The organism is Microvirga ossetica, from assembly GCF_002741015.1.
GTDB lineage: Bacteria > Pseudomonadota > Alphaproteobacteria > Rhizobiales > Beijerinckiaceae > Microvirga > Microvirga ossetica.
The window spans coordinates 780047-803076 of the sequence record NZ_CP016617.1 but is presented as its reverse complement, the minus strand read 5'-3'; the positions used below and the strand labels follow the sequence as shown (position 1 = coordinate 803076).

The window sequence follows — 23030 nt, the reverse complement described above, 5'->3', positions numbered from 1 at the left end:
TGGCCAAGTCACAATCCAAGCTCAGCCGGACGTCTGGAATCCGCCAACCCACATTGCCCAAGCGTATCCCTGTTGAACTTGCAGTGCTCGAGAAGCAGGCACCCGAAGGGGATGACTGGCTGCACGAGATCAAGTTCGACGGCTACCGCATGCTGGCCCGAATCGAGGATGGGCGAGCCCGGCTGGTGACCCGCAACGACCAGGATTGGACGGCACGCTTTCCCGAGCTAGCTGAGGCGTTTGCATCCTTCGGCCGACCTGGAACCGTCTTCGATGGCGAGATCGTCCGGCTCAAACAGGACGGCATCAGCTCGTTCGCAGCCCTCCAGGAGGCCCTCTCGAACGAAGACACTGGGGACTTGGTCTACTACGCCTTCGATCTTCTGTTCCTTGATGGTGTTGATCTCCGCGGATCAGCGCTAGAGAAACGAAAGCAGCTGCTTGCCGGGGCATTGGCCAACGCTCCGGCCAGCGTGCGCGTAAGTGAGCACCGGGTTGGTGGCGGAAAGGCGTTCTTCACCCAGGCCTGCACTCTGAAGCTCGAAGGCATTGTCTCGAAGCGACGCAGTTCCCTGTATTCCGGGACCCGGAATCCTGACTGGCTCAAGGTGAAATGCCTCAACACCGAGGAGTTCGTCATCATCGGCTACACCGAGCCGCAGCGATCGCGTGTTGGATTCGGAGCTCTCCTGGTTGGCTATTACACACCCTCCGGTGAGCTGAAATACGCTGGCAAAGTCGGGACGGGAATACTCCCGTGAATTCCTTGAAGCGTTTCAGGCCAGGCTGGAGCGGATCGAGCAAGAGAAGCCGACAGCTGTGCTGCCGAAGGGGACCTACATGCGAGCGAGGGTGCACTGGGTCAAGCCGCGCTACCTGGCCCAAGTCGAATTCACGGAGTGGACGCGAGACAACATCCTGCGCCATCCGAGCTTCCTTGGCCTGCGCGAAGACAAGGATTCGCGTGAGGTCGTCGTGGATCGCCCGGCACCGGAACCTGCTGGTGCGAGCCGGCGCTCTTGATGATTAAGCTTCAGAGAAGATGATCAAGCTTCAGAAAGGCGACGCGAATGAGCAGATTTCTGATGGGTGTTCTGTGCGGATGCGTCATGGCAGGAGCGAGCACCGCGTTTGCTCAGATTGATGCCAGGGCCGACACCAACGGCATCTTGAAGGGATACACCGTCCAGAAGAACGGAAGGATGGTCTGCAAGGACCCTCAGGTCTGGAATGACTTCAGAGGGGAGGGGAGTTTCATCGTATGCCCATGAAGCGCCAAGCCTTGGCACCAAGCAGTAATTTATCTTGCGCTGACAAGATCCTGTGAACTCCTGCCGGCACGGATATTGAGCACGTGGCCCGCTGGTGATTTCAATCTTGGGCGGCAAGCGCTTTGCCCATCAACCGGCCGCAAGTTTTATAACTTATGAGGAAGGTCTCACCCGTGGCGAAAACTGCAACCAAGACCACAGCCAAGAAGGCGCCGGCCCGCAAAGCGGCCGCATCGAAGGCGGTACCAGCCAAAGCGGCTGAACCGGCCGGCGCAGCAGCCAGGAGGTCGCCGAAGGCCGCGGCACCAAAGGCGGCCGCCAAAGCAGCCCCGAAGGTCGCGAAGAAGGCCGCCGGCACTTCGGCCAGCCCGGTCCTGACCCTGCGTCACATTGCGGAGCAGCTGTCGGAGGCGCATGAACTGCCCAAGCGCCAGGCCAACGAGATGCTGACGCAGGTGATCGAGATGATCGCCCAGAGCCTGAAGAAGGGCGAGAAGATTCGCCTGAGTGGCCTCGGCATCTTGCAGGTGCGCAAGCGCGCCGCCCGCACCGGCCGCAATCCACAGACCGGCGAGCCGATCAAGATCAAAGCGTCCAAGAAGATCGCCTTCCGGCCCGCCAAGGAACTCAAGGAAGCAGTCTGACCAGCAGCCGTAGCTGGGTCGCTGAGAACACGCCCACCTCGCCAGGAACTCGGCGGGGCGGGCGTGTCGTCACGTGGGCTGGTCTCAGGAGAGATGCTGGGCGAGGTGCTTGTTCATCTCGAACATGCTGACCCTGCTCTTGCCCCCGAAGATGGCCTGCAGCTTGTCGTCGGCCAGGATCTCGCGCTTGTTCTCAGGATTCTGGAGGTTCTTGGCCTTGATGTACTCCCACACCTTGCTCACCACCTCAGTGCGCGGCAACGGGGACGACCCGACCACACCCGCCAGCTCAGTCGAGGGCTGCAATGGCTTCATCAGAGCCGGGTTCGGCTTCCTCGCTGCCTTTGTCCCAGCGTGATCCTGCTCTGTCTGAACGGCGTTAGACATCGACATGGTAAGGCTCCGTTGTTACGCCCAGCTGAAACCAGCACGGGCAAGACGGAGCGACCATGACGACGAAAGACCTAACAGATCATTACCTCAAGACTGGTCCGTCGACGTCGCGCAAAGTGCCGCTTCAGTTTGGGGATTGCATGCCATTCTGATCCTGCCAGACGGGACAGTGTTCGAGAGATTCTACAGCTAGTTCCATAATGTTTGTTCAACGCATCTGCTGTGTAGACGCAATATAAAGATGACACCCCTCTGCAAAGTTCAAATGGCACTCTCCTGCTTTTCGGGGTTGCAGGAGGACGTGCCGCATGACGGTGGTGTCGATGAGCGCCAAGGAGTTTTCCCGGCTGGATGTGCTGATGGATTTAGAAGCCCGTCGGGTGACCGTTCGGGACGCTTGCGGCCTGCTCCGTCTCAAACGCCGACAGGTCTTCCGGCTGTTGAAGGACTTCCGGCAGCATGGAGCTGTCTGCCTCGTGTCGAAGCGGCGCGGCCAGCCCGGCAACAACCGGCTTCCCGCGTCAGTCCGCGACTTGGTCATGACGATCATCAAGGAGCGCTATCCAGACTTCGGTCCGACGCTGGCTACTGAGAAGCTGCGGGAGACCCATGGTTGTCCCGTGTCCCGAGAGACGGTCCGCAAATGGATGATCGAAGACGGTCTGTGGCTGGATCGCCGCCGACGCCTTCCTTCGGTTCATCAGCCACGCAATCGCCGGGAGCGCAGGGGCGAACTGATCCAGATCGACGGCTCCAAGCATTGGTGGTTCGAGAACCGTGGCCCACAATGCACGCTTCTGGCTTATATCGATGATGCCACCAGCCAGCTCATGCATGCGGCTTTCGTGCCCTCGGAATCCACCTTCGATTATCTGCGTGAGACCCATCGATACGTCGCAGCCCATGGCCGCCCGATCGCCTTCTATTCCGACAAGCACGCCATCTTCCGGGTCAGCAACACAGCGGCGGACGGCGGTGACGGCATGACCCAGTTCGGACGCGCCCTGCATGAGCTCAACATCGACATCCTCTGCGCCAACACACCGGCTGCCAAGGGCCGCGTCGAGCGCTCGTTCGGCACGCTGCAGGATCGCCTGGTCAAGGAGATGCGGCTTGCCGGCATATCGACGATCGAGGCAGCAAACGCCTTCCTGCCGGGGTTCCTGGCCGATCATAACCGGCGTTTCGCCAAGGAGCCCATCAGCCCCTCGGATGCGCACCGTCCGGTGCCGCAGGACATGGTGCTGGAGGATATCTTCGCCTGGAAAGAGGAGCGCACCATCACCCGCAATCTGACGCTCCAGTACGACAAGGTGCTGTTCCTGCTCGAGCCCACTGAGCTGACGCGCCCTCTCGCCCGCCAGCGTGTGACGGTGATCGACTATCCGGACGGACGGCTGGCGATCCGGCACAACGGGGTCGACCTGCCATACCGCACCTATGACAAGCTGCGGCGGGTGACCCAGGCGGCGATTGTCGAGAACAAGCGCCTGAGTGAGGTGCTGGCCTATGTGGCGCAGCGTCAGCAGGAGCGGGACGAGCAGCGCTCGGCCAAGGCGCCGCGCCGGCGGGGGCAGGGTGAGCGTCACATGTTCAAGACACCGTAGGCGCCCCGGCGGAGCAACCCCGACCAGCTCCGCCGGGGCGCCCTCCCCAACCGGTTTTAGACCCAGGGTGTCATGTCAACTTTGCACGCTAAGTGCCATTTCTGGATTGCGCCGAGATGCTGTGTGTAGCCGCAAAGTTAAAATGTCCTGATCCTGGGTCATCAGGGCAGACGGCTGAAGGTCTCGAAAATCAGATTGTAAAACCCTTCAGTATCAAGATCACGGACTACGTAAGCGTTCTTTTGCCGATTGGTGACACCCCACCAATCGATCACAGTCATCCCGGTTGTCAGAGGAGAAGCTGTCTCGATCTCGACATTAACATGAAGACCCGAGAACAACTCAGGTTTTAGCAACCAGGCAACCGTTGTTGGATCGTGCATCGGGGCGCGGTCAACTCCGTACTTCTGCCAGTCAAACTGCTTGGCGTAGGTGAGGAGTTCCGCGAAGATCGGGCCGACCTGATTCCCCATTGTGCGAAAGCGTTCGATCCGTTCGGCCGTTACGTGAGCCTTGTGGGTGACATCCAGTGGCATCATCACGACTTGAGCGCCCGAACTCAACACTCGCCGAGCCGCCTCTGGATCCACGTAGCAGTTGAACTCGGCTGCAGGGGTCACATTGCCGCCTTCCGACAAAGCACCGCCCATCCAGACGATCTGTTCGATCCGCTCAGCTATGCGGTCATCCCGTCCCAGGGCAATTGCTATGTTCGTCAAGGGACCAAGAGCACAGATCGTTATTGACTTTGGTGGCCGGCTGATGACCTCTTCAACGATGAAGTCCGCCGCATACTGTGACTGGATCGGCATCGTTGGTTCCGGCAGATCGTATCCATCAAAACCGGTCTTGCCGTGCACGTATTCAGCCGTGAACAGCGGACGGGCCAGAGGAGTCTTGGCCCCGCCGAATACCCTGACATCCTGACGCTCTGCGAGCTCCAGGATCTTGCAGACATTCCGGACGGTATGATGAAGGGGGACGTTGCCGGCGACGGCACAGACCCCGAGAACCTCGATCAGGGGAGAGCCCAAGGCTGTCAGGATGGCGACCCCATCATCCGGGCCGGGGTCAGTGTCGATAATAACCTGCTTCTTCATCAATCTGCGCTCATGGGCGCCGCTGACCTCGGCCTTCGGCAAATGTTGCAATAACACTGACGTGCAGGGTTTCCTGCAGGCGTGAACCCACCCGGACCGCTGAGGAGCTGGAAGGGCTATGCTGTCAGGCTCACTTGGGAACCCCAACGCTCCAATTCTGCCAATCCGCCACAATCGTGTGAGCAAACTTGGTGCCAACCCGGTGGGCGTTTGTGACCGAGGGAATATAACCGCCCGACTTGGCCGTCAGGGACTCCACCGGAGACTGACCTGATCCTTCCCGATCGAAGTTCGAAGCGGTTCGAAGGAGGGCGACCCTGTCGAAGTTGAGGAGGTTGGCCTCCGCACCACGCCGAAGCGCCGTGAGGGTCGCGTTATCCTCCTGTTGCGTGGTGCAGTAGTTGGCCTCACCGTTTGTGATCAGCTTCGCCCACGCCTCCATCGCGGCGCCGAGCTTCGAACCGTGCCACCATGTATCCATGGAGATTGTGTCGCAGATGCTCACCCGCGGAGGCGTATTTGCCGGAGCGGCGGCATACCGCGTCCGATAGGCTTTGGCGGCATCGCCATCGGCCAGTTCCACGTCTTTGGTCAGGCTGTAAGCCCTCTGCAGGAGATCTTCGTTGAGCCGGTAAACTTCGCTTCCGTACTTGAGCTCGACCTTCTCGCCCGGCCGGCTCGCGCCAATGGCAACATAGCCGGTGCTCCACTCGCTCGGGATCTCGCGGGCATCGATTGCATTCTGCAGACCGCCATCGACCGCAAAGCGCGCCCAGTGGGCTGAACCCAGCGTTCCGTCAGCAGGATCAACACCGGCAATACCGGCAATAAGGAAGTAAGTTTGCGAGAGGTCAAAGTGGCCGCTGTAGACCAAAGCCGAGACGGAGCTGGCCGCGTTGGCATAGCCCATGCTGGTGGTCATCAGGCACAGACCAGCGTCGGTGCACGAGACCTCGGGGAAGGCCTTGGACAGACCCGGAACCGCCACTTTCTGCGTGAAGCGCTCATGGTCGAGCCAGGGCTTGGCCTCACCAGCAAACATAGTGATGACCATCACCTTAGGGCTGATGCGTTGCGAGGCTTCCTGTGCGGAGAGAGCTAGCGGGAGACTCACAGCCACAAGGCTGAAAAGACCAGCTTCAAGTTGACGTAACATCATCAGCTCCTCACGTCTGCGATCACAATTTCTCCCCAGCAGCCAGGCGGCTATCGGAGTCTCGGCTGAGTTTGGTCTACCAAACTTCGCCGGATCGGAGCTATCGGAATGTTCGATCTTTATTGCTTGTCATGCGGGCAGAGGGCTCGTTCAGACCACAAGATTGGTCATCGAGTGTGCATCTCAGCGATGCGTCTATAGGTGGATTCGGCTGCTAAGCGCCTGCTCGACCTGGCATCTGGTAAGGAGCCTGTCTCTGTGGAGTGGTAACTGGTCGTAGCCCAATACCAGACATCGCTGACCTGGAGCAGGCCCTTGGGTGAGGTAGCCGATGGCAGCGGCTCCTCGGTGGCGATGAGCTCAATCATCGCCTGAGCCTCCTTTTATTGAACCCGGTCTGTTTTCCCGCCTTTGCTTCAGGTGCATCTCCTGTTTAGCTTGGGGGATGAAACCTCATATTTACGCCGTTGCTCCAACTCCAAAGGTTAATCACCGGGCCAACCGGCTCCTGGCGGCACTGGAGCCAGACGACTTCGCCGCGCTCGAGCCGCACCTGCATGGGGTCATCTTGCAGCAGGATCAGGTGCTGTACGAGGCGGGTGATCCTCTTCACCACGCCACCTTTCCCCATGACACGGTGGCGTCGCTGGTGGCCGTGTTGAAGGATGGCCGCTCGGCCGAGATGGCGGTGTATGGCCGGGAAGGAGCGCTGGGCCTCGTCAGCTCCATGATGGCCCGCCAGTCTTTCGGGCGCTACATTGTGCAAGCCTGCGGCGCCGCCTCCCGGATCGAGCTGGAGCACCTGCACAAGGTGATCGACACCCGTCCGAAGGTGCGTCAACTGGTGCTGAACTTTGCCGAAGCCATGATGGCGCGGGTGCTGCAGAATGTCGCCTGCAATGCGGTTCACAGCGTCGAGGAGCGGTGCTGCCGCTGGATCTTGAGCATGCACGACCGGCTGGACCGGGACACCGTGCCGCTCACGCATGAGTTCCTGGCGGACATGCTGGGTGTGCAGCGCTCCACCGTCAGCAGCATTACGCGAGCGCTTCAGGCGGCGGGGCTGATCCGGCAGGGCAGGGGCCTGATCACCGTGATCGACCGCACTAGCTTGGAGGGTGCATCCTGCGAGTGCTACGGCACGGTGCGCCGCAGCTTCGAGCGGCTGCTCCCTCACACTTACGTCAGGGATGCAAAGGGAGGCCCACGCCAGCAGCCTCAATGTTCTTGAACCATGAAGGTGAAGAAGACAGCACGACATTCACTAGGAGGAAAACCGATCAGGAGACAACCACTCTCTTGGCCCGCTATACCCTTGTTGATATAGCCAGAGCAGCGAGGGTCAGGCATAGATCCTCGGACCAGGGCCTGTAGCTCAATGGTTAGAGCCGGCCGCTCATAACGGTCTGGTTGGGGGTTCAAGTCCCTCCAGGCCCACGAAGATTACGCTCGGACGATCGATCCGGCCGGATCACAGGAGAACAGGCATGTCGCGATCACCGGGAGGACGCCGTCCCACCGATCCCCTGCAAGCGGCGGAGGCTGCCTTCAGAAAGGCAACGACCAAGCCGATCGAGAATCCTGCGAAAGCACCTGCGATCCCCGGCGTGAAGGAGACCGTCACCCTGCGCATCGACCAGGATGTGCTGGAATATTTCCAGGAGGGCGGCCCGGGCTGGCAGGAGCGCATCAACGCAGCCCTGCGCAAGGCCGCCGGCAAGGCCGATGACTGACGCTCGCCCGGTCGCGGGCGCCGAGGTGCTGGAGCATCGCGGCTATCAGATCCACCTCAGCCCGGGTGGCCTGGAATGGATGGCGTGCGTCGCTTTGTCCAAGCAGCGACCGATCCTGATCATGGCACTGGATCGCGAGGCTGCTCTCGCCAAGGCCCGCGAGTGGATCGATCGACCGCTTGCCTCTGACAGGAACCCCAAATGAGCTACAGCCTGATCCAACTCGCGCCCGGCGCCTATGATCTCTACCTGCACGACAGCATCGTTGCTAGCGTTGTCAGGAGCGGCTTGCGACAGCCCTACACCTGGACCGCGGAGTTGCTGGAGGATCTGCCGCGGAGCAAGAGGCCGCGTCCCTTCCAGGACATCGAGCACAGCTTTCCATCACTGGAGGAGTTATGCGCTTGGCTTGGACGGCCGCCAGTGAATACCAACAACCGCCATACCGCCTCTCAGCTCGACTTTGGCCAATCAGGCGGCTTGGCAGAGCGCGTAAACCAAGCCTCGTTGAAGGGCGTGTGAGGGTTTCGACATTTTGTGTCGGTAGCGTGATGTGAATAAACCCATCTCGCTCCAGATCTGACGCCGCACGGCCGCCAGGGCATCCGCGAAAGTCGGATGAGACTTGCGATACCAGCTGTCGATCCAAACAGCGGTTCGGGAGCGCTGACCGAGTTGCGCGGCCAGCAGAGTCACGATGGAGAACAGTCCGAGCAAGCAGGGCGTGGTGCGGGCGACGGCCTGATCCGACCATTGCCGCTGGGTCTCTACGCCCAGATGTGCACGCGCCTCCTGGAAGGTGACCTCGATCTGCCAGCGCAGGATGAACCAGCGGATGATCTGCAGCGGATCGCGCGTGGGATCGGTGCACAGCAGGGCTTGGGGCGAGAACCGACCGAGAGGATCACGCAGCACGACCCAGCGGATCGGCACGATGGGCATTCCGCCATGGCGCCACACGGCCGTGGCCGAGCAGAACTCGACCACGCGATCTCCTTCGCCATACCAGCCAGGCACCGTGACGCGGCGCCAGCGCGTGCTCGTCCGGAGCAACACATCGGAAAGGTTCGGCAACCGAGCTCCTTTGGTGCGCGGACGGCCCTTCGTCCCCGGCCGGCGCCGTGAAGCCGGCTCGTAGAGGGCGGCATCCAGGCGAAGCCGGGTGATACAGATCACGCCGCGGCGAGACAGCGCTGCCAGCAGTTCCAGGGCGGCAAAGCCCATATCGGCCACCAGCACCAATTCGCGCTCAGGCAACCACCGCCTGACCTGCAGCATCATCTGACGCGCCCAGTCGGTCAGCTTTTTGTGCCGCTGCCCCCGCTCACGGCAATACCGCTCGGAGGGTGCCAGGGCAGTGAGGAACGGCAGGGCCCAGGTGCGAGCTGCCCATGGAATGGGAGCCAGGAGCATGAGGTTGATCCACCGCAGGCCCGAGGCCTTGACGAAATGAGCATCGGAGGAGCGCACCGGATCGCGGTAGATGCCCTTGGCTTTGATGCGCTTGCCGCGGCGGCGCTCAATGGTGTCATCCAGGCCGAGGATCACCGGACCGGTTGGGGCAAAGGCCTGGATCAGCAGGCTCAGCAACAGCCGGGCCGCCTCGCGTGTGCTCCAGCGAGCCCGACTGAGCACGCGATGATAGTTGACGAAGTGGCGCTCGCGACTGAGGCCGGTGATACGCAAGATGCTGGTCACGGTCTTTCAATTACCCACATTTCTGACTTAGCAGCAGTGCTTGCCTGACCAGCACCAAGCGTGATTCCTTGGTGAGCATCTCCTCATCTGTGAGAGGTGTCCCATGGACAGGGCTCTGTCTCGGCTTTCCCGTGATCTCGCTGATCTCTGCGCGCCGGGCATACGCCGGACGGCCTCCTATTCGCTCCCACGAGGCGGCGCGGGAGCTGGGCCATGACAAAGACGTCTCTTCCGACGCATCCTCTGGGAGAGGCAGCCAATGTTATTTCCTGGGTCGATCAGGAACTCGCTGGGTGCCGCTTTCGGGACAATCGTCTCGGCCAGCGCCTGCGCAAGCTCCTGACCCACATGGCCGGTGCCATTGGCGGCAGCCTTCCGCTGGCCTGCCAGGATTGGGCTAACACCAAAGCGGCCTACCGCTTCCTGTCCAATCCCAAAGTTTCCGACCATGAGATCCTTCAGGGCCATTTCCAAGCCACCCGAACCCGCTTTGCCGCCTTCGGTGGCCCTATCTTGGTCATTCAGGACACAACCGAACTGTCCTACGAAAGAGCACAGCCTGAACGGATTGGTGCGACCCGCCGGGTCAACAGCGGCCGGGACAAGGAAGGTCGCTCCAGGATGCACACGGTCTGCGGGCTGCTCATGCACTCTTGCCTGGCTGTGACCGCGGATGGGCTGCCGCTGGGGCTTTCGGCGATCAAGTTTTGGACGAGGCCTCAGTTCAAGGGCGCCCGGACGCTCAAACGCAAGATCAACCCGACCCGGGTGCCCATCGATCAGAAGGAGAGTATCCGCTGGCTGGAGTGCATGAGGCAGTCCGTGGCGCTGTTCGGTGCTCCTGAGCGCTGCATCCATATCGGCGACCGGGAGAACGACATCGACGAGTTCTTCTGCACGGCTCAGGCTCTGAGCACGCACTTCCTGGTCCGAACCTGCGTGGATCGGTTGGCGGGCGATGGCCAGCACACCATCGCGGACGAGATGGCAGAGGTGAAGGTCAAAGGACGGCATCAGGTCGAAGTTCGCAGCCCGAAAGGCGATGTGAGCCTTGCCACCGTAGAGCTCAAATACCGCCGGATCCACATCCTGCCTCCGATCGGCAAGCAGAAGCGCTATCCAGCCCTGAGCCTGACGGTGATCCACGCACAGGAGCGTCATCCACCCAAAGACCGGGCGCGGATCGACTGGAAGCTGATCACGGATCTGCCGGTACGATCCCGCGCGGACGCGATCCAGATGCTCGACTGGTACGCCATGCGCTGGAAGGTCGAGCTGTTCCACAAGATCCTCAAGTCCGGGTGCCGAGCGGAGGAGACCAAGCTGAGAACGGCCGAGCGCCTGGTGAACCTGCTCAGCATCTACTGCATCCTGAGCTGGCGGATCTTCTGGATGACGATGCTCAATCGTGTTGTTCCGGACGTGCCGCCGCGGCTGGCCTTGACGGACTTGGAAATGGACCTGCTCGACGAGCTGGTGCGAGACAAGGGCCAGGTGCTGCTGCGGAGCAAGACGCTCGCCTACTATTTAACTAAGATCGCCCGCATGGGCGGCTACCTTGCCCGTGGCCATGATCCTCCGCCAGGAAACACCGTCATGTGGAGAGGACTATCCCGCCTGATGGATATCGAACTCGGCGCTAGGATTGGGGCGCAAATCTATGGGTAATTGAAAGGGTCACGGTGCGCTTACCGGGTGCCAGGATGGCTCCGACGAGCAGGACCTCGGCATGACGCCAGGTTCGGTGGCGAAAGAGCGGGGCAAACGCTACAATGATCGCGGCGAAGCGGGCGGGCAGGTCCGGCATGGTGGTGTCTCTTGGCGGAAACGCTGCCAGTCTACCGCATCGTTCGCTTCGCCGCCCTGCGCTCCCACATCACCCGCCAGAAATGGCCAAAGTCGAGCTCAGGGTGCGTGATAGAAAAGCGCCCCGACCGAGGCGCTGTCTAAAACCTCGATCAGGGCGCCTATGTGCCAAGGGAATGACGCACATCCTGGATGTAGGCGGCGCACAGCAGTCGACAATCCCGCATGTCAGAGAGGTGCTCGCCGACATAGCGCAATGACGCGAGCGTGCTACGGGTGGCAGCCGCGTCCCCTGTCACCACACAATTCATTGCAATGACCGATCCTCAGATCTTCGCCTTTCTGGTGACGCCGTTCCTGTTCGTGCTGACCTCCAGCATGGTGTTCTACAGCCATGAGCGGAGCAAGCCAGAGGAACCTGTCGATCCGCCCGAGCCTGTGACCAGGCCGAGCGCGTACACGCGCAAACCACGCAAACGATCACCATCATCCACGCAGGCTGATGCGACGGAAGATTAAAGTACGCGCCGTACGGCGCCCGGCTCTGGGCGCGGTTGACCACTGGAAGGCTTGAAGAGCCCTGCTCGTGTCTGGACGACATCGCTTCCGCTGGGAAAAGACAGCTGATGGCCAGAGGCATCAGGGCCTGCCCTGTGGCCTGCCGACTACAGACATCAGCGCAGAAATCGGACACATAGCGGCGGCCGAGCGGCATGATCGATCGCCTCTTGGACCCATTTCCAGAACCACCTGACTTTATTGAAGGTGTCCATCATGCCGCCGACAGAGGTCGCAGCACCTGTCTTTGCTCCGACGCATGCCCCGACCTTCACGCAAGCCGCCGTCCGGTTTGTCGTCTCGTTTACAGCCCTGATCGGCCTGAGCCTGCTGCTGGCCGGACTCTGACGCTGCATCTTCTCGGCACTTGTTCCTATTTCGATACAGCCAAAGCGCCAGCCATCTGGCATTGTGGTTGGATCCATGAAGGAGCGGCTGGGGGGCTGGTCCTCCCCGGAAGAGAAGCGCCTCTGCCATGCACAGGGCGCTTTTCTTTGCCAGGGCAGACGAGACGTCATAAAATATGCAGGAAATGTTCGGATGTTAGGGCGAGGGTAGCTCCACGCCGCAAGGCGATGCTTCACCGACCCTGGCACCCCACAAAGTCATTTCGAGCTCATAGCCAAAAATAAGATGAAACGTCATCAGAAGACTTTTTCCGTCGAGATCAAGAAATCCTGCACTCTAGTCCCGCGTCAGCATCTTCCGCCGAGGCCACTGTTCGCAACACTGCCGGATGAGACTTCGCCATCTATCCAGAAGGCAGAACCTCGCGCTGTCGCCGAACCAGTGGTGGCCCCTCGCATCCTGCCGAGCATCGTTGCCGTCGTCCCAACCAATTCTGAGGATGCGATACCCGCTCGTCGTAAACAGGTTTTGAGATCGAAGGCCGATCGGGAGCAAATCGAGTTCGATCTGTATGCAGATACGACCGGCGAAGGGAGGAAAGAAGTTCCAGACCTGCCACCGACCCCGGACGGATCAAAGGCGGACAGTGCTCTCGTCGCAGAGGAGAGCACAGCTCCTGATGATGAAGTTTGGCGCCCGGACGTGCAAAGGAGTGAGACGAAGGCGCGGAAACGACCGAACAAGGTATCTGAGCTCGTCGACCCGGTTGAGAAATCGCCGCCTGTGGCAGCGCCATTACCCGTTAAAGCAGATCTGATGGCATCCGCAGCAGGCGTTGCGAGATCGCAGAAGGCCAGGCGTCGGGGGCTCACGAAGCGTCAGGCTGCCACTGTTCAACTCCCGCGCAACGAGCGCTGGAAGCGACGCCTTCACCCAGCGGCATGGTAAGGTTACAGGCATGCCATCAACCGCTACAGATTCAAATCAGCTCGTTGTCCGACCACGGGGGGCTTGTCTACCCGGAAACATCCCCGTTTCAGCCGTACCGAAAGCCGTTGCGCTCCTATTATTAATGGCGAAAGGCCCGCAGTTGCCCCTACGGGAAGCCGTTAACCTAAGGTTAACCTTGGCTTCAATGCGGCTTAGCTTTGGGATTTGTGCGACCATTTCGCGGAAATCCCGCCCTTTCAGGCTCAGAACTGGATTATCGGGTCTTGATCCCGCTCATGGACAATTGCAGAGCGTTGGGTCTCGCCGCTCACGCATTAAGGATGTTCGCAGAACTCCGTACCGCTTCGTCACAGGTGCTGCCTACACTCGTCAGAGCCTTTCAGCGAGGGTTGCCCATGAAGAAGTTGGTCACGACCGCCGGCCCTGTCATAACTGCTCAGATGGATGGCTACCTGATTGAGGAAAGGCTGTTGGATCACATTATGATCCAAGTCAGCGACAAGGGCAGCGGGATCCTGGAGATCGCCTTTCATGAGCGGGATCAGCGTTTCCTGTCGCAGTTCTGCGCCGCGCAGCAGGCTCAATGGCTGCACGAAGCGATGCTCCATGTTGACGCCGGATGCCCGCTGGAGACACCAGACGGGAAAACTGCCTGGATCACGGACGAAGCGCTGCCGAACCCGAAATCGTCGATCAAGGCGATGAGACCAGCACGGCAGGAACATGACCTTCCACCGGGACTGGAGTTCTTGATGCGGAACTAACCGCTGTCGACCTTAGGCCGTTACATCGCCGAATCCTGATCCGAATTTCTGCTGCCGGTTTTGTACTGCTACGCAATAGCGTCGGCAGCGTTGGGTCATAAAACAGGATGCATGCTCAGCTTTGAACTCGGAACGAGTGATAAGCCCTGACCCTCGTATGGCTGCTAAGCGGCTTATGCAGGGACCTTGTTGGCAATCTGGGCAGCCGCTTTCGGACTGAACCCTACCTCCATCAACTCTCCCTCAAGATCTTCGAGGCTGTACGGCTCCAATGTGATTAGGCGCGCTGTCGCCTCGCGCTCGACCAAAAGCGTATCTCCGTCTTGATCGTCCTCCACAACACTTGAAGACCCTTCCGCGGAGGTGGTCGTGACCCGGATGGCTGGGCCGTCGTCTCCATCTTCATCCGCCGCTTGGTCGCTGCGATAGACCTTTAAGGTGACCAGACGCTCCTCAATCTCATCTTCATAGACTGTGGTCCATTCGCCCATGTTCCCCTCCCGGATCATGCACTAACCATGTCATTGGCCGTCATCGAAGCTAGCGTAGAAGAGGCGGGATGCAAACGAAATTCCCGCCTGTCGTGAACGGTGAGTTGTACTGCTTACGTAGGGCGACCACATCTCAGCGCCGCAGCGCCGTCTGCGGGACCGGACAACGGTGACTTCGATCCTCACTCCCGACGACGAGCCCGATCTCGCGTGAGTGAGATCAGCTGGGAGAAGCCGAGGCGTATCGTTTGGATTGACAGGAATGACACCAAGGGGCCACCCTTCCAGGTGGGGGCGCCATGAGGATGGCTGCGATGGACCAGTTCGACCACATCCTAAATTGGAAGCTGAAGCAGGGCTCACACACTTTCCCCAGCAAGGACGGTGGCACCTGCATCAACGAAGCCGCCATCGTGGCAGCGGGTTTCCCATACCAGCCCGTGCGCTCTGTCGAGGACATGCCGGCATGTTTCTCGCGTCCGATCTGCCGGTTGGCCATGCAACTGAACGACGAGGCCTCCGATGAGGAGCGGCAGCATCTGCTGCTGGTTGTGAGCCGCCTGGCCTGCGCCGACACGCCCCAAGTCGAGCGCGAGCGGGCAGTGTACATTGCCACGCGCATGCGCTGGCGGCTTCCATTGCGAGAAGGCATGGCAGTGCTGGAGGGCGCCCTCGCCATCGGGCGGCAAGCTGATGTGGTAACGTCCGGGGATGTGCGGACCCGACTGGATGCTCTTCAGCAGAAGGCCTCAAAGCCCACCTCTGTTGATGAGTATCCGCTGTTCGCCAAAATCCACGGGTGGCTCGTCGGTATTTACTAAGCCCGCAACCATGGGACTTCGCTGCCTGTATGCCGGCAAGTAATCGGTCGGCATACAATGCGGCTTCCAGGGCGACACGTGAACCTACTGTATCTGAGAGAGCGCCATACCCGATTGCCTTCTTGCAATCGACCCCTGTCCGATCGCGTCATCGGGCGAAAGCTGCTCAGTGCTTTTGTGCCTCTTGGATAAGAGAGTGAGACAGTTCAAGCCTTCTTGCCAATACCAGAACAGGCCGACGCGTCCTCACAGTTTGCCACAATGATTCCGGGTCACCAGTGAGCCCTCCGAGCGGTATAAATCGAAGGCAACGTAGCTGGCCGAGGGCGGCTGCTAATAAGGCCAAGCTATCCCTCAGCCGATGCTTGCGTGCTCGATCCCCGGGATCGACGGTCATCACGCCGAACTATCATGCTCCTATGGGAAGTTCCTGTCAGAGCATTCCATGGTGGCCTCTCGAGCTCACGCGCTCCAGGAATGCGGACCCTGCTGAGAGGGGCCGTGTCGCTCAATCCGCATCGACGCGGTCACCGTGCAGACCCGCTGGTTCTGCTCGTCCCGCACCTCGATGACAACATGGCTGGTATCGCCCTTCGCCAGCCGGTTGGTTCCAATCTCAGCCGCGGAGCGGGCGGCCGCCTGCACGGCCGCATCGACGCTGTCAAACTCGGCGCCCTCGTCATCGTGTAGGGGCGGCTTCCCGTTCCGGACATCGAAAAAATAACGGGCCATGGCACTCTCTCCTGCTGGCCAAGCCCTGTTCGGTCCTGACCTTCAACCGTCGTGCTGGGTGCCTGTCGAAGTGCCCTGGCTAAGGGTGCTGTCTAAAAACCCCCAGCCAGGGCGTCAGCGGAGAGGAAGCCCTCCTACCACACTGATGCCATCCACCAATGGCACCAGGGTCCCTGTTCGGGCTGATGCGCCACGCGCCGGCACGCGCATCCTGTCGCGACTGCGGTAAACAATCCGTGTCTGTCTGATGGATAGTGCTGCAGGAAGACACATGAGGTTCCATGTGACTATTCCTGCGTGTCGAGGAACTCGGTCACTGTTAACTCTTCCGGATTGTCGCCCAGGCAGACGAAATCCAGGTAGTCCTCCGGGACCTCCTCGAGACTTCGGATCACCCGCGGCTTCTTCTCCCCGTCAAAGTACGGCAGCAGGCTCTCCTCATCGGCTTCGCCATGTTCCTGGTACTCGAGGGTGTGGAGAAGGCTGTCCACACCCTCGGCAAGGGCGAAGATTGCAGAGGGCTCGCCATCCGCAGTGACGTTGAGGCGGGACAGCTTCATCTATCCCAAGCCTCCTGAAACTGCTCAGCTCGTATGTGTGTCAACAGACAAGCCGGCGAACGTGAGATCCAGGTTAAGGGGATGCCATCCTTGAGCCAAGCGTCAGACCTATCGGCTCAGGGGCTAGGGCGAGAAATAAGGCCCCACTGGACGCTCAGTGTTGTGATTCCATACAGGCACTGCAGCTTGATCTGCTGCCGGGTCTAGGACCAGCAACGCACTGCTGAATTCAGTCGGCTCCTCGATCCTGTGATGCTCAATCCAGACCCACACTGCCAGATCGGCATCCTGCGAGCGGCGTGCCAGCCAGTAGCTTTCAGCCGGGCACCGACACACGTCTGGGTACGGGCGCAAGAACTCAGCCACTGCCGCCACGGCATCGCCGTAGGCGCAAAGACCCTCGCCAAGGCAGCCGTGGTCGAGCGGCTGCCCGGATCGTCCGACAAGTTGCCACCGGACACGGTAGGCCATGGGAAGCGTTCCAGCATCACGAGACCTAACATGGCATGCCGGCCGGTCTTCTGACAGGGGCCGATGGGCTTGCCAGCTCTCTCAGATGTCGTTGTCGCTGGTTAGCTGGTCCGGCCGCAGACCCTCGTCCGGTAGACCGGAGCGCCGCAGTCGAACGCCAGGACCTTGTCCGCCGTCAGCGTCAAGGAAGAGTACGCCTTGACCCTCAAGAGCGGCTTGTAGGGCTGCGACGGCAGGCTCGAGCGCACCTGCTGCACGTTTGGTCTCGGCCTCTGCGGCGGCTTCCACTGGCAGGCCCGCGCGCTCGGCGAGTTCGGCCTGCGACAAACCGAGGAGAGCGCGCCCGGCGCGCAGTTGCGCGGGGGTGACCACTGGCTCCTGCATCAAGGTTTCTCCCTATCACCTCCACACTAGCAACCCTGCATGTCCGAACAACGTTCAACAATAGTAGCTCCATGCGGCGCCAAATCGCGAGAAGGGCTCCGGCATCGTCAGACCATTGGGATTGTGATCCGTTGCTGCATTGAGCACTTTCGTGAGGCACGTCTGATTACCGACAGTCTGAAACTTGGCTGCGACAATTGTGCATTGCACAAATCGCCTTCTCCTTCGTTGGCTTGGCAGATGCCGGGAGAGGGCCATGGATCACAACAAAGGTATTCCTGCCGCGTGGCACCGGCGCCGCACACGCTATGACCCTCCTGGTCTCGACGAGGCCATCGCGGCTGCGCAGGGTCTGACAGACGAAATCGAGAGCCAGATTGCAATCGCCGCCCAGCTGATCGGCCTGCCCGAAGATGAAATCCGAGGTCGAGTGCTAATGGCACAGGCTCAGACCAGACAGAGCCGATCAGCGCTCACCCGAGGACGACAGACCGAGGTCGTGGTCATCAAACGACGAAGCCCGCGCGCCAACTGAGCTAAGCCTTCTCATAACCAAACGTTCACGCCGGTTCGCTGTCGCTCAATCCGAATACGAGCGAGTGCGAGAAAACGCTTACAATCAAAAGCAGCCGACAGGGGAAGCACCAGAGGGCTCCAGTCGCATCAGAGGAGCCATGACATGGTCTTGTACACACTTTGCAAACTCGCCTCCCTTGGTCACCCACCTCTGCCCTTGCGCATAGGGCGTCCTCTGAGTTGGATCCGACAGCGCCTTCTGACCACGGATGAAGAGCGCGACGCAGCGCATCTTGCATCCGCCGCCGATCGTCATGAATTGGAGTTCCGCATCCGCGAGCTCGACCGTCCAGGGCGGAAGAGACGCGGACCGTTTCACCTTTCCTGATCCGTGCATCAAATCACTCAGCAACAATTTGGCTCGTGAGTGCTGAACCTACGGCTGCGAGCCAGTTCGAATTGGAGTGCGTGATGCGTTCTGTCTTCGTCATTGGTCAACTCGTCCGTATCAAGGAGACCGGACGAATCTGTGAAGTGGTGCGAACTCTTCCTGTCGTGGAAGACGGGATGCTTCTGTACGTGATCAGGAGTGAGCACGGGGCAGAACTGATTGTTCGACACCGTGACCTTGCAAGAGCCTAAGTGGACACTTGGGGGGTGAGCCGCGCTGATTCCATGCACTGAGGTCGAGCCCAAGAGCCGAGGCCCCGATCTGGAAGAGGCACGGCTCACCACTGTAGGAGTGGCCGCATGGCAGTTGAGGGGCGGATCGCCCGTATGGTCTACCTTTCACTGGACCGGATGCGTCTGATCGGCGTCCACGGATGGCTGAAAGCAATCGCACTCATTATGGTCGGGCACGTGAACCGAGTTGTCAGGCCTAGCTGTTTGGTAGCGGAACGTTGTTGGGATCGGGTGCGTTACGCAATTGAGGAGTACACTTGGCGCTTCGATGGCCTGCGACGCCGAGCCCCTCGTCGAAGGAGGACGTGATGCACTCCCTTCATCCGCAAGCCCGCACCACCCCAGCCGTTCGCCAGGAGATCGCCCGCTCGCGCGAGCCCACCGGCGTGCTGGCCCAGCGCTTCAGCGTCAGCACCGAGACCGTCCGCAAGTGGCGCAAACGTGGGGCGCAGGACTGCCAGGACCATAGCAGCCGGCCGCACAAGCTGCCCTGGAAAGCCACGGAGGAAGAGCGCGCCATCGTCTGCGCCCTGCGCCAGGCCACCGGCTTTCCGCTCGACGACATCACCTTCATCGTCACGCACTTCCTGCCACATCTCAACCGCGATGCCGTCTACCGCATCCTCAAGGCTGAGGGCTTGGGACGCCTGCCGGCGCAGCAGCACAAGCGGAAGAGCGGCACCTTCAAGGACTACGATCTCGGCTTCGTGCATATGGACATCAAGCACCTGCCCAAGCTGCAGACCGCAAATGGCGAGCGCCGCAAGCGCTTCCTGTATGTCGCCATCGACCGTTGCTCACGCTGGGTGCATCTCGCCGTCAAGGACGACGAACTGGCCACCAGCGCGATCGCCTTCCTGAATGAGGCGGTGCGTGCCTTCCCGTTCAAGATCACGCACGTGCTCACCGACCGCGGCTCCTGCTTCACCGCCGACGGCTTCGAGGACGCCTGCCGCAAACTGAAGGTGGAGCACCGCAGGACCAAGCCGTACACGCCGCAAACCAATGGCCTTGTGGAGCGCTTCAACGGGCGGGTGCAGCGCGAGGTGCTGGGCATTACGATCTACAGCCACCGGGATCTGGAGACGCTGCTCAAGGGCTTCAACCAAGCCTATAACCAGAGACGCCAACGCGTGTTGAAGGGACGATCCCCCGAGCAGGTGGTGCACAGCCGCTTGGCCGCCGAGCCGAAGCGGGCCAACCGGCGCTACAAGCCGCCCGATTCAGACGCTTTGTCGCCAGCCCTCAGGGTCGTCGCTCGCGCCAAGGAGGTCTCGCATCCAGACACCTAACACTACAGTTGCACCTTTCGTTTGCGGTGTGAGGTTTGCGCCATGGCCTGATGTGCGCGGCGCCACGCAGACCAGGCGATCACGAAGGCGGGCTCGATGCGGTGTTGCTCGAGGCGTGTGGCCACGCGGCGGATTTCCTGGACAGACCATCGCACCAGCGCTGCAGCTTGGCCTCGTCGCTTCTTTTTTGGGGTGACGTGAGAGTGTTGGCGCGCTCGCGCACCACCGCCATCATGGCAAAGGCCAGCATCACCAGCGACACATGCCGATGCCAGCCATGCCACGAGCGCGTCTCGTTGTGGGTGAGGCCCAACTCCGTCTTCGCGGTCTCAAACGCATCCTCGATCGCCCAGCGCTGCCCCTCCACCCGCACCAGCGTGTCGATCGGCGTGCCGGCCGGACACCAGGTCGAGAAGAACGCCAGGTCCTCATCAGCAAGGGTGCGCCGGATCAGTAGCCCGCGGGTCCACAGACCGGTGAGGTCTTGGTTGTATTCCTCCGCCTCAAGATCCGCCAACTCGACATAGGCCCAGTCATACAGGCGCGCTCCCTTGGTGCCATCCCCGGCCGACAGGCGCCTCCACGTCTCAGAGGGAAGAGCCTTCGTGATCTGCTCGGCCGTACCAGCGACTTCGGGTTTGTCGATCCAGGAGTAGAACTGGTCGGTGGCATGAGCGCCGAGCACGTAACCCTTGCCAGCCCGGCGCAACTGCATCTCGATAGCTCCCACACCATAGATCGTGTCAGCAGCTACCCAATCGAACGGAACGCCCGCTGCCAGAGCCCGCGCGATCATCTCCGCAGCGATCTCGGGTTTGGTGACAAAACGGAGGCTGTCGGGCACCTGAGCCGCAGTGCGGCGCTCGGGCTTGTTCGTCCAATCCTTGGGCAGATACAGCTGACGGTCGATGAAGGCGCAGCCCTTGTCCGACACATAAGCGGCAAACACGCCGATCTGGCAGCTGGCAATCTTGCCCGCCGATCCGGTGTACTGGCGTCCCACCCCGCACGAGTTCTGCCCCTGCTTGAGAAAGCCGGTCTCATCGATCACCAGTACCGCACCAGGTGAGGCGAGCGTCTCGAGCGCATAGTCGCGCACCATGTCTCTCAGAGCATCCGCGTCCCAGTGGCTGCGCCCGAGCACCGCCTGCTGGCGCCATGGTCCCGGATCACCGGCGGCTTCCGCCCGCATCCAGCCGGTCTTGCGCCGCTCCGGGCCGAGCACCCCATCGAGGAAGGCGGCCGCCGAGGTGGCGACGCTGGGATGAGCAAACAGGGATTGGAGATCGGCTTTGACCTGACGCAACTCCACACACCAGAGCTCGAGCATCTGCTCGATGGCCACACCCGTCATGGCAGCCTCCTGGGTCAGATCAGGAGATTATGAGCCCATGCGCAGCGGGTGCAACTGTAGTGTTAGGTGTCTGGATGCGAGACCTCCTTGGCGCGAGCGACGACCCTGAGGGCTGGCGACAAAGCGTCTGAATCGGGCGGCTTGTAGCGCCGGTTGGCCCGCTTCGGCTCGGCGGCCAAGCGGCTGTGCACCACCTGCTCGGGGGATCGTCCCTTCAACACGCGTTGGCGTCTCTGGTTATAGGCTTGGTTGAAGCCCTTGAGCAGCGTCTCCAGATCCCGGTGGCTGTAGATCGTAATGCCCAGCACCTCGCGCTGCACCCGCCCGTTGAAGCGCTCCACAAGGCCATTGGTTTGCGGCGTGTACGGCTTGGTCCTGCGGTGCTCCACCTTCAGTTTGCGGCAGGCGTCCTCGAAGCCGTCGGCGGTGAAGCAGGAGCCGCGGTCGGTGAGCACGTGCGTGATCTTGAACGGGAAGGCACGCACCGCCTCATTCAGGAAGGCGATCGCGCTGGTGGCCAGTTCGTCGTCCTTGACGGCGAGATGCACCCAGCGTGAGCAACGGTCGATGGCGACATACAGGAAGCGCTTGCGGCGCTCGCCATTTGCGGTCTGCAGCTTGGGCAGGTGCTTGATGTCCATATGCACGAAGCCGAGATCGTAGTCCTTGAAGGTGCCGCTCTTCCGCTTGTGCTGCTGCGCCGGCAGGCGTCCCAAGCCCTCAGCCTTGAGGATGCGGTAGACGGCATCGCGGTTGAGATGTGGCAGGAAGTGCGTGACGATGAAGGTGATGTCGTCGAGCGGAAAGCCGGTGGCCTGGCGCAGGGCGCAGACGATGGCGCGCTCTTCCTCCGTGGCTTTCCAGGGCAGCTTGTGCGGCCGGCTGCTATGGTCCTGGCAGTCCTGCGCCCCACGTTTGCGCCACTTGCGGACGGTCTCGGTGCTGACGCTGAAGCGCTGGGCCAGCACGCCGGTGGGCTCGCGCGAGCGGGCGATCTCCTGGCGAACGGCTGGGGTGGTGCGGGCTTGCGGATGAAGGGAGTGCATCACGTCCTCCTTCGACGAGGGGCTCGGCGTCGCAGGCCATCGAAGCGCCAAGTGTACTCCTCAATTGCGTAACGCACCCGATCCCAACAACGTTCCGCTACCAAACAGTTAGGCTCAAATTCCATGAGGCAAGAAGTGCCATTGTCTCGCTTATCGCACTCAGAGTCTGGGGTTGGATTGCCCGCTTTCTGTCCGAGAGCCGGAAGACGACACGCTCGGATATGAAGTTTCGTCCTGGAGGAAATAGGTGTTGATGAGCGCTGTAAGTCTTCGGCCCAGCCTCCGATCCTCTTCGAGGCTCCCGGTCTCGAGGATCTCGAGCCTGACTTCAAAATCAGGGTCGCAAACGAGAATGACCCGATCCTGCTCGTCGCCGTCTCCCACGCTGTCCACGAACCAGCCCTCGTCCGGGTTCGGGTCTTCTGGAGCGAGACCCGCATTCAGGCTCTCAACAAGATACCGGGCGAGACGATCATTGATCCGCGAGCCGTCATCTTCGCCAAAGATGATCCGAGGCTCGCCGTGAGGATCCCGGACGACGTGCTGTCGACCGCGGCCAGGGCGGGCGAGGAACCGAGTCCATTGTGACGACGGGCTCATGGGCTTTTCCTCTCGTCATCGGGCGGCCGCGGAGGGCACCTCCCGGCCGT

Annotated in this window: 26 protein-coding genes and 1 tRNA gene; 16 read left to right on the top strand and 11 right to left on the bottom strand. The window is 61.0% G+C overall.

What is annotated here, in order from left to right; translation table 11 throughout:
- Nucleotides 1–83: 83 nt before the first annotated feature.
- From ligD to BB934_RS49530, 3 genes are all read left to right on the top strand, one after another.
- On the top strand, nt 84–761 hold the full coding sequence (gene ligD, locus BB934_RS31725; protein ID WP_162299246.1) for a non-homologous end-joining DNA ligase: 678 nt from the start codon (nt 84–86) through the stop codon (nt 759–761).
- Nucleotides 730–1023 carry an ATP dependent DNA ligase gene (locus BB934_RS31720; protein WP_099513845.1) on the top strand — a complete coding sequence of 98 codons (294 nt, stop codon included), beginning with the start codon at nt 730–732 and terminating at the stop codon, nt 1021–1023. Before ligD ends, BB934_RS31720 begins: the two co-directional genes overlap by 32 nt.
- Before the next feature lie 622 nt (nt 1024–1645).
- A complete protein-coding gene (locus BB934_RS49530) occupies nt 1646–1915 on the top strand; it encodes an HU family DNA-binding protein (RefSeq protein ID WP_237050528.1) in 270 nt (89 codons plus the stop codon).
- Between the two features lie 84 nt (nt 1916–1999).
- Here BB934_RS49530 and BB934_RS31705 read toward each other — a convergent pair whose 3' ends face one another.
- On the bottom strand, nt 2000–2308 hold the full coding sequence (locus BB934_RS31705) for an SWIB/MDM2 domain-containing protein (protein WP_099513842.1): 309 nt from the start codon (nt 2306–2308) through the stop codon (nt 2000–2002).
- A gap of 308 nt (nt 2309–2616) precedes the next feature.
- On the opposite strand from BB934_RS31705, the gene BB934_RS31700 reads away from it, so the two are divergent.
- Nucleotides 2617–3915 (top strand): ISNCY family transposase, encoded by a 1299-nt coding sequence (locus tag BB934_RS31700; RefSeq protein ID WP_099513841.1) that lies wholly within the window; start codon nt 2617–2619, stop codon nt 3913–3915.
- A gap of 161 nt (nt 3916–4076) precedes the next feature.
- Here the strand turns inward: BB934_RS31700 and BB934_RS31695 are convergent, their stop codons facing one another.
- Together BB934_RS31695 and BB934_RS31690 are read right to left on the bottom strand one after the other, a co-directional pair.
- Complete coding sequence (locus BB934_RS31695) at nt 4077–5015, bottom strand: nucleoside hydrolase (RefSeq protein ID WP_099514293.1); 939 nt, start codon at nt 5013–5015, stop codon at nt 4077–4079.
- A 130-nt stretch (nt 5016–5145) separates the two neighbouring features.
- Complete coding sequence (locus tag BB934_RS31690) at nt 5146–6171, bottom strand: purine-nucleoside phosphorylase (protein WP_099514292.1); 1026 nt, start codon at nt 6169–6171, stop codon at nt 5146–5148.
- Nucleotides 6172–6616: 445 nt separating this feature from the next.
- On the opposite strand from BB934_RS31690, the gene BB934_RS31680 reads away from it, so the two are divergent.
- The 5 genes from BB934_RS31680 (at nt 6617) to BB934_RS31660 (ending at nt 8426) form a co-directional block, all read left to right on the top strand.
- A complete protein-coding gene (locus tag BB934_RS31680; protein ID WP_099513839.1) occupies nt 6617–7402 on the top strand; it encodes a Crp/Fnr family transcriptional regulator in 786 nt (261 codons plus the stop codon).
- 133 nt (nt 7403–7535) lie between these two features.
- Nucleotides 7536–7608 (top strand) — tRNA-Ile (locus BB934_RS31675).
- Nucleotides 7609–7658: 50 nt separating this feature from the next.
- Nucleotides 7659–7904 carry a BrnA antitoxin family protein gene (locus tag BB934_RS31670; protein ID WP_099513838.1) on the top strand — a complete coding sequence of 82 codons (246 nt, stop codon included), beginning with the start codon at nt 7659–7661 and terminating at the stop codon, nt 7902–7904.
- Complete coding sequence (locus BB934_RS31665) at nt 7897–8109, top strand: hypothetical protein (protein ID WP_099513837.1); 213 nt, start codon at nt 7897–7899, stop codon at nt 8107–8109. The genes BB934_RS31670 and BB934_RS31665 overlap by 8 nt, the downstream gene beginning before the upstream one ends.
- Nucleotides 8106–8426 carry a hypothetical protein gene (locus BB934_RS31660; RefSeq protein WP_099513836.1) on the top strand — a complete coding sequence of 107 codons (321 nt, stop codon included), beginning with the start codon at nt 8106–8108 and terminating at the stop codon, nt 8424–8426. The genes BB934_RS31665 and BB934_RS31660 overlap by 4 nt, the downstream gene beginning before the upstream one ends.
- Here BB934_RS31660 and BB934_RS31655 read toward each other — a convergent pair.
- A complete protein-coding gene (locus BB934_RS31655) occupies nt 8376–9602 on the bottom strand; it encodes an IS701 family transposase (RefSeq protein WP_099513835.1) in 1227 nt (408 codons plus the stop codon). The genes BB934_RS31660 and BB934_RS31655 overlap by 51 nt on opposite strands.
- Nucleotides 9603–9815: 213 nt before the next feature.
- On the opposite strand from BB934_RS31655, the gene BB934_RS31650 reads away from it, so the two are divergent.
- From BB934_RS31650 to BB934_RS31640, 4 genes are all read left to right on the top strand, one after another.
- Nucleotides 9816–11270, top strand: coding sequence for an IS4 family transposase (locus BB934_RS31650; RefSeq protein WP_099508970.1), 1455 nt, complete (start codon nt 9816–9818; stop codon nt 11268–11270).
- 453 nt (nt 11271–11723) lie between these two features.
- On the top strand, nt 11724–11927 hold the full coding sequence (locus BB934_RS31645) for a hypothetical protein (RefSeq protein WP_099513834.1): 204 nt from the start codon (nt 11724–11726) through the stop codon (nt 11925–11927).
- Nucleotides 11928–12182: 255 nt separating this feature from the next.
- Nucleotides 12183–12314, top strand: a complete 132-nt coding sequence (locus BB934_RS50290; protein WP_257792375.1) for a hypothetical protein — start codon at nt 12183–12185, stop codon at nt 12312–12314.
- 1355 nt (nt 12315–13669) lie between these two features.
- Entirely contained in the window at nt 13670–14029 is a 360-nt protein-coding gene (locus BB934_RS31640; protein ID WP_157934441.1) for a hypothetical protein, read from the top strand.
- A 173-nt stretch (nt 14030–14202) separates the two neighbouring features.
- Here BB934_RS31640 and BB934_RS31635 read toward each other — a convergent pair whose 3' ends face one another.
- Entirely contained in the window at nt 14203–14520 is a 318-nt protein-coding gene (locus BB934_RS31635; protein ID WP_157934440.1) for a hypothetical protein, read from the bottom strand.
- 314 nt (nt 14521–14834) lie between these two features.
- On the opposite strand from BB934_RS31635, the gene BB934_RS31630 reads away from it, so the two are divergent.
- Nucleotides 14835–15341, top strand: coding sequence for a hypothetical protein (locus tag BB934_RS31630; RefSeq protein ID WP_099513831.1), 507 nt, complete (start codon nt 14835–14837; stop codon nt 15339–15341).
- Nucleotides 15342–15803: 462 nt separating this feature from the next.
- Here BB934_RS31630 and BB934_RS31625 read toward each other — a convergent pair whose 3' ends face one another.
- From BB934_RS31625 to BB934_RS31610, 3 genes are all read right to left on the bottom strand, one after another.
- On the bottom strand, nt 15804–16073 hold the full coding sequence (locus tag BB934_RS31625) for a DUF6894 family protein (RefSeq protein WP_099513830.1): 270 nt from the start codon (nt 16071–16073) through the stop codon (nt 15804–15806).
- 287 nt (nt 16074–16360) lie between these two features.
- Complete coding sequence (locus tag BB934_RS31620; protein ID WP_099513829.1) at nt 16361–16633, bottom strand: hypothetical protein; 273 nt, start codon at nt 16631–16633, stop codon at nt 16361–16363.
- A gap of 552 nt (nt 16634–17185) precedes the next feature.
- Entirely contained in the window at nt 17186–17488 is a 303-nt protein-coding gene (locus BB934_RS31610; protein ID WP_099513827.1) for a helix-turn-helix domain-containing protein, read from the bottom strand.
- Between the two features lie 256 nt (nt 17489–17744).
- On the opposite strand from BB934_RS31610, the gene BB934_RS31605 reads away from it, so the two are divergent.
- The gene (locus BB934_RS31605; RefSeq protein ID WP_099513826.1) at nt 17745–18023 is read left to right on the top strand and encodes a hypothetical protein; all 279 of its coding nucleotides are present in this window, start codon (nt 17745–17747) and stop codon (nt 18021–18023) included.
- Between the two features lie 973 nt (nt 18024–18996).
- The gene (locus tag BB934_RS31590) at nt 18997–19980 is read left to right on the top strand and encodes an IS481 family transposase (RefSeq protein ID WP_099513824.1); all 984 of its coding nucleotides are present in this window, start codon (nt 18997–18999) and stop codon (nt 19978–19980) included.
- Nucleotides 19981–20059: 79 nt separating this feature from the next.
- On the opposite strand, the gene BB934_RS31585 is transcribed toward BB934_RS31590, so the two are convergent.
- The 3 genes from BB934_RS31585 to BB934_RS31575 form a co-directional block, all read right to left on the bottom strand.
- Nucleotides 20060–21334, bottom strand: coding sequence for an IS701 family transposase (locus tag BB934_RS31585; protein WP_418294771.1), 1275 nt, complete (start codon nt 21332–21334; stop codon nt 20060–20062).
- 62 nt (nt 21335–21396) lie between these two features.
- Nucleotides 21397–22380, bottom strand: coding sequence for an IS481 family transposase (locus BB934_RS31580; protein WP_099513824.1), 984 nt, complete (start codon nt 22378–22380; stop codon nt 21397–21399).
- A gap of 159 nt (nt 22381–22539) precedes the next feature.
- Nucleotides 22540–22980, bottom strand: a complete 441-nt coding sequence (locus tag BB934_RS31575; protein ID WP_099513823.1) for a hypothetical protein — start codon at nt 22978–22980, stop codon at nt 22540–22542.
- Nucleotides 22981–23030: the final 50 nt, after the last annotated feature.

Excerpts from the sequence above, each read along its gene's own strand:
- BB934_RS31705 (WP_099513842.1), bottom strand. The coding sequence starts at position 2,308 with ATGTCGATGTCTAACGCCGTTCAGACAGAGCAGGATCACGCTGGGACA.
- BB934_RS31700 (WP_099513841.1), top strand. The coding sequence starts at position 2,617 with ATGACGGTGGTGTCGATGAGCGCCAAGGAGTTTTCCCGGCTGGATGTG.
- BB934_RS31695 (WP_099514293.1), bottom strand. The coding sequence starts at position 5,015 with ATGAAGAAGCAGGTTATTATCGACACTGACCCCGGCCCGGATGATGGG.
- BB934_RS31690 (WP_099514292.1), bottom strand. The coding sequence starts at position 6,171 with ATGTTACGTCAACTTGAAGCTGGTCTTTTCAGCCTTGTGGCTGTGAGT.
- BB934_RS31680 (WP_099513839.1), top strand. The coding sequence starts at position 6,617 with ATGAAACCTCATATTTACGCCGTTGCTCCAACTCCAAAGGTTAATCAC.
- BB934_RS31670 (WP_099513838.1), top strand. The coding sequence starts at position 7,659 with ATGTCGCGATCACCGGGAGGACGCCGTCCCACCGATCCCCTGCAAGCG.
- BB934_RS31665 (WP_099513837.1), top strand. The coding sequence starts at position 7,897 with ATGACTGACGCTCGCCCGGTCGCGGGCGCCGAGGTGCTGGAGCATCGC.
- BB934_RS31660 (WP_099513836.1), top strand. The coding sequence starts at position 8,106 with ATGAGCTACAGCCTGATCCAACTCGCGCCCGGCGCCTATGATCTCTAC.
- BB934_RS31650 (WP_099508970.1), top strand. The coding sequence starts at position 9,816 with ATGACAAAGACGTCTCTTCCGACGCATCCTCTGGGAGAGGCAGCCAAT.
- BB934_RS31645 (WP_099513834.1), top strand. The coding sequence starts at position 11,724 with ATGACCGATCCTCAGATCTTCGCCTTTCTGGTGACGCCGTTCCTGTTC.
- BB934_RS50290 (WP_257792375.1), top strand. The coding sequence starts at position 12,183 with ATGCCGCCGACAGAGGTCGCAGCACCTGTCTTTGCTCCGACGCATGCC.
- BB934_RS31635 (WP_157934440.1), bottom strand. The coding sequence starts at position 14,520 with ATGGGCGAATGGACCACAGTCTATGAAGATGAGATTGAGGAGCGTCTG.
- BB934_RS31630 (WP_099513831.1), top strand. The coding sequence starts at position 14,835 with ATGGACCAGTTCGACCACATCCTAAATTGGAAGCTGAAGCAGGGCTCA.
- BB934_RS31625 (WP_099513830.1), bottom strand. The coding sequence starts at position 16,073 with ATGGCCCGTTATTTTTTCGATGTCCGGAACGGGAAGCCGCCCCTACAC.
- BB934_RS31620 (WP_099513829.1), bottom strand. The coding sequence starts at position 16,633 with ATGAAGCTGTCCCGCCTCAACGTCACTGCGGATGGCGAGCCCTCTGCA.
- BB934_RS31610 (WP_099513827.1), bottom strand. The coding sequence starts at position 17,488 with ATGCAGGAGCCAGTGGTCACCCCCGCGCAACTGCGCGCCGGGCGCGCT.
- BB934_RS31605 (WP_099513826.1), top strand. The coding sequence starts at position 17,745 with ATGGATCACAACAAAGGTATTCCTGCCGCGTGGCACCGGCGCCGCACA.
- BB934_RS31590 (WP_099513824.1), top strand. The coding sequence starts at position 18,997 with ATGCACTCCCTTCATCCGCAAGCCCGCACCACCCCAGCCGTTCGCCAG.
- BB934_RS31585 (WP_418294771.1), bottom strand. The coding sequence starts at position 21,334 with ATGACGGGTGTGGCCATCGAGCAGATGCTCGAGCTCTGGTGTGTGGAG.
- BB934_RS31580 (WP_099513824.1), bottom strand. The coding sequence starts at position 22,380 with ATGCACTCCCTTCATCCGCAAGCCCGCACCACCCCAGCCGTTCGCCAG.
- BB934_RS31575 (WP_099513823.1), bottom strand. The coding sequence starts at position 22,980 with ATGAGCCCGTCGTCACAATGGACTCGGTTCCTCGCCCGCCCTGGCCGC.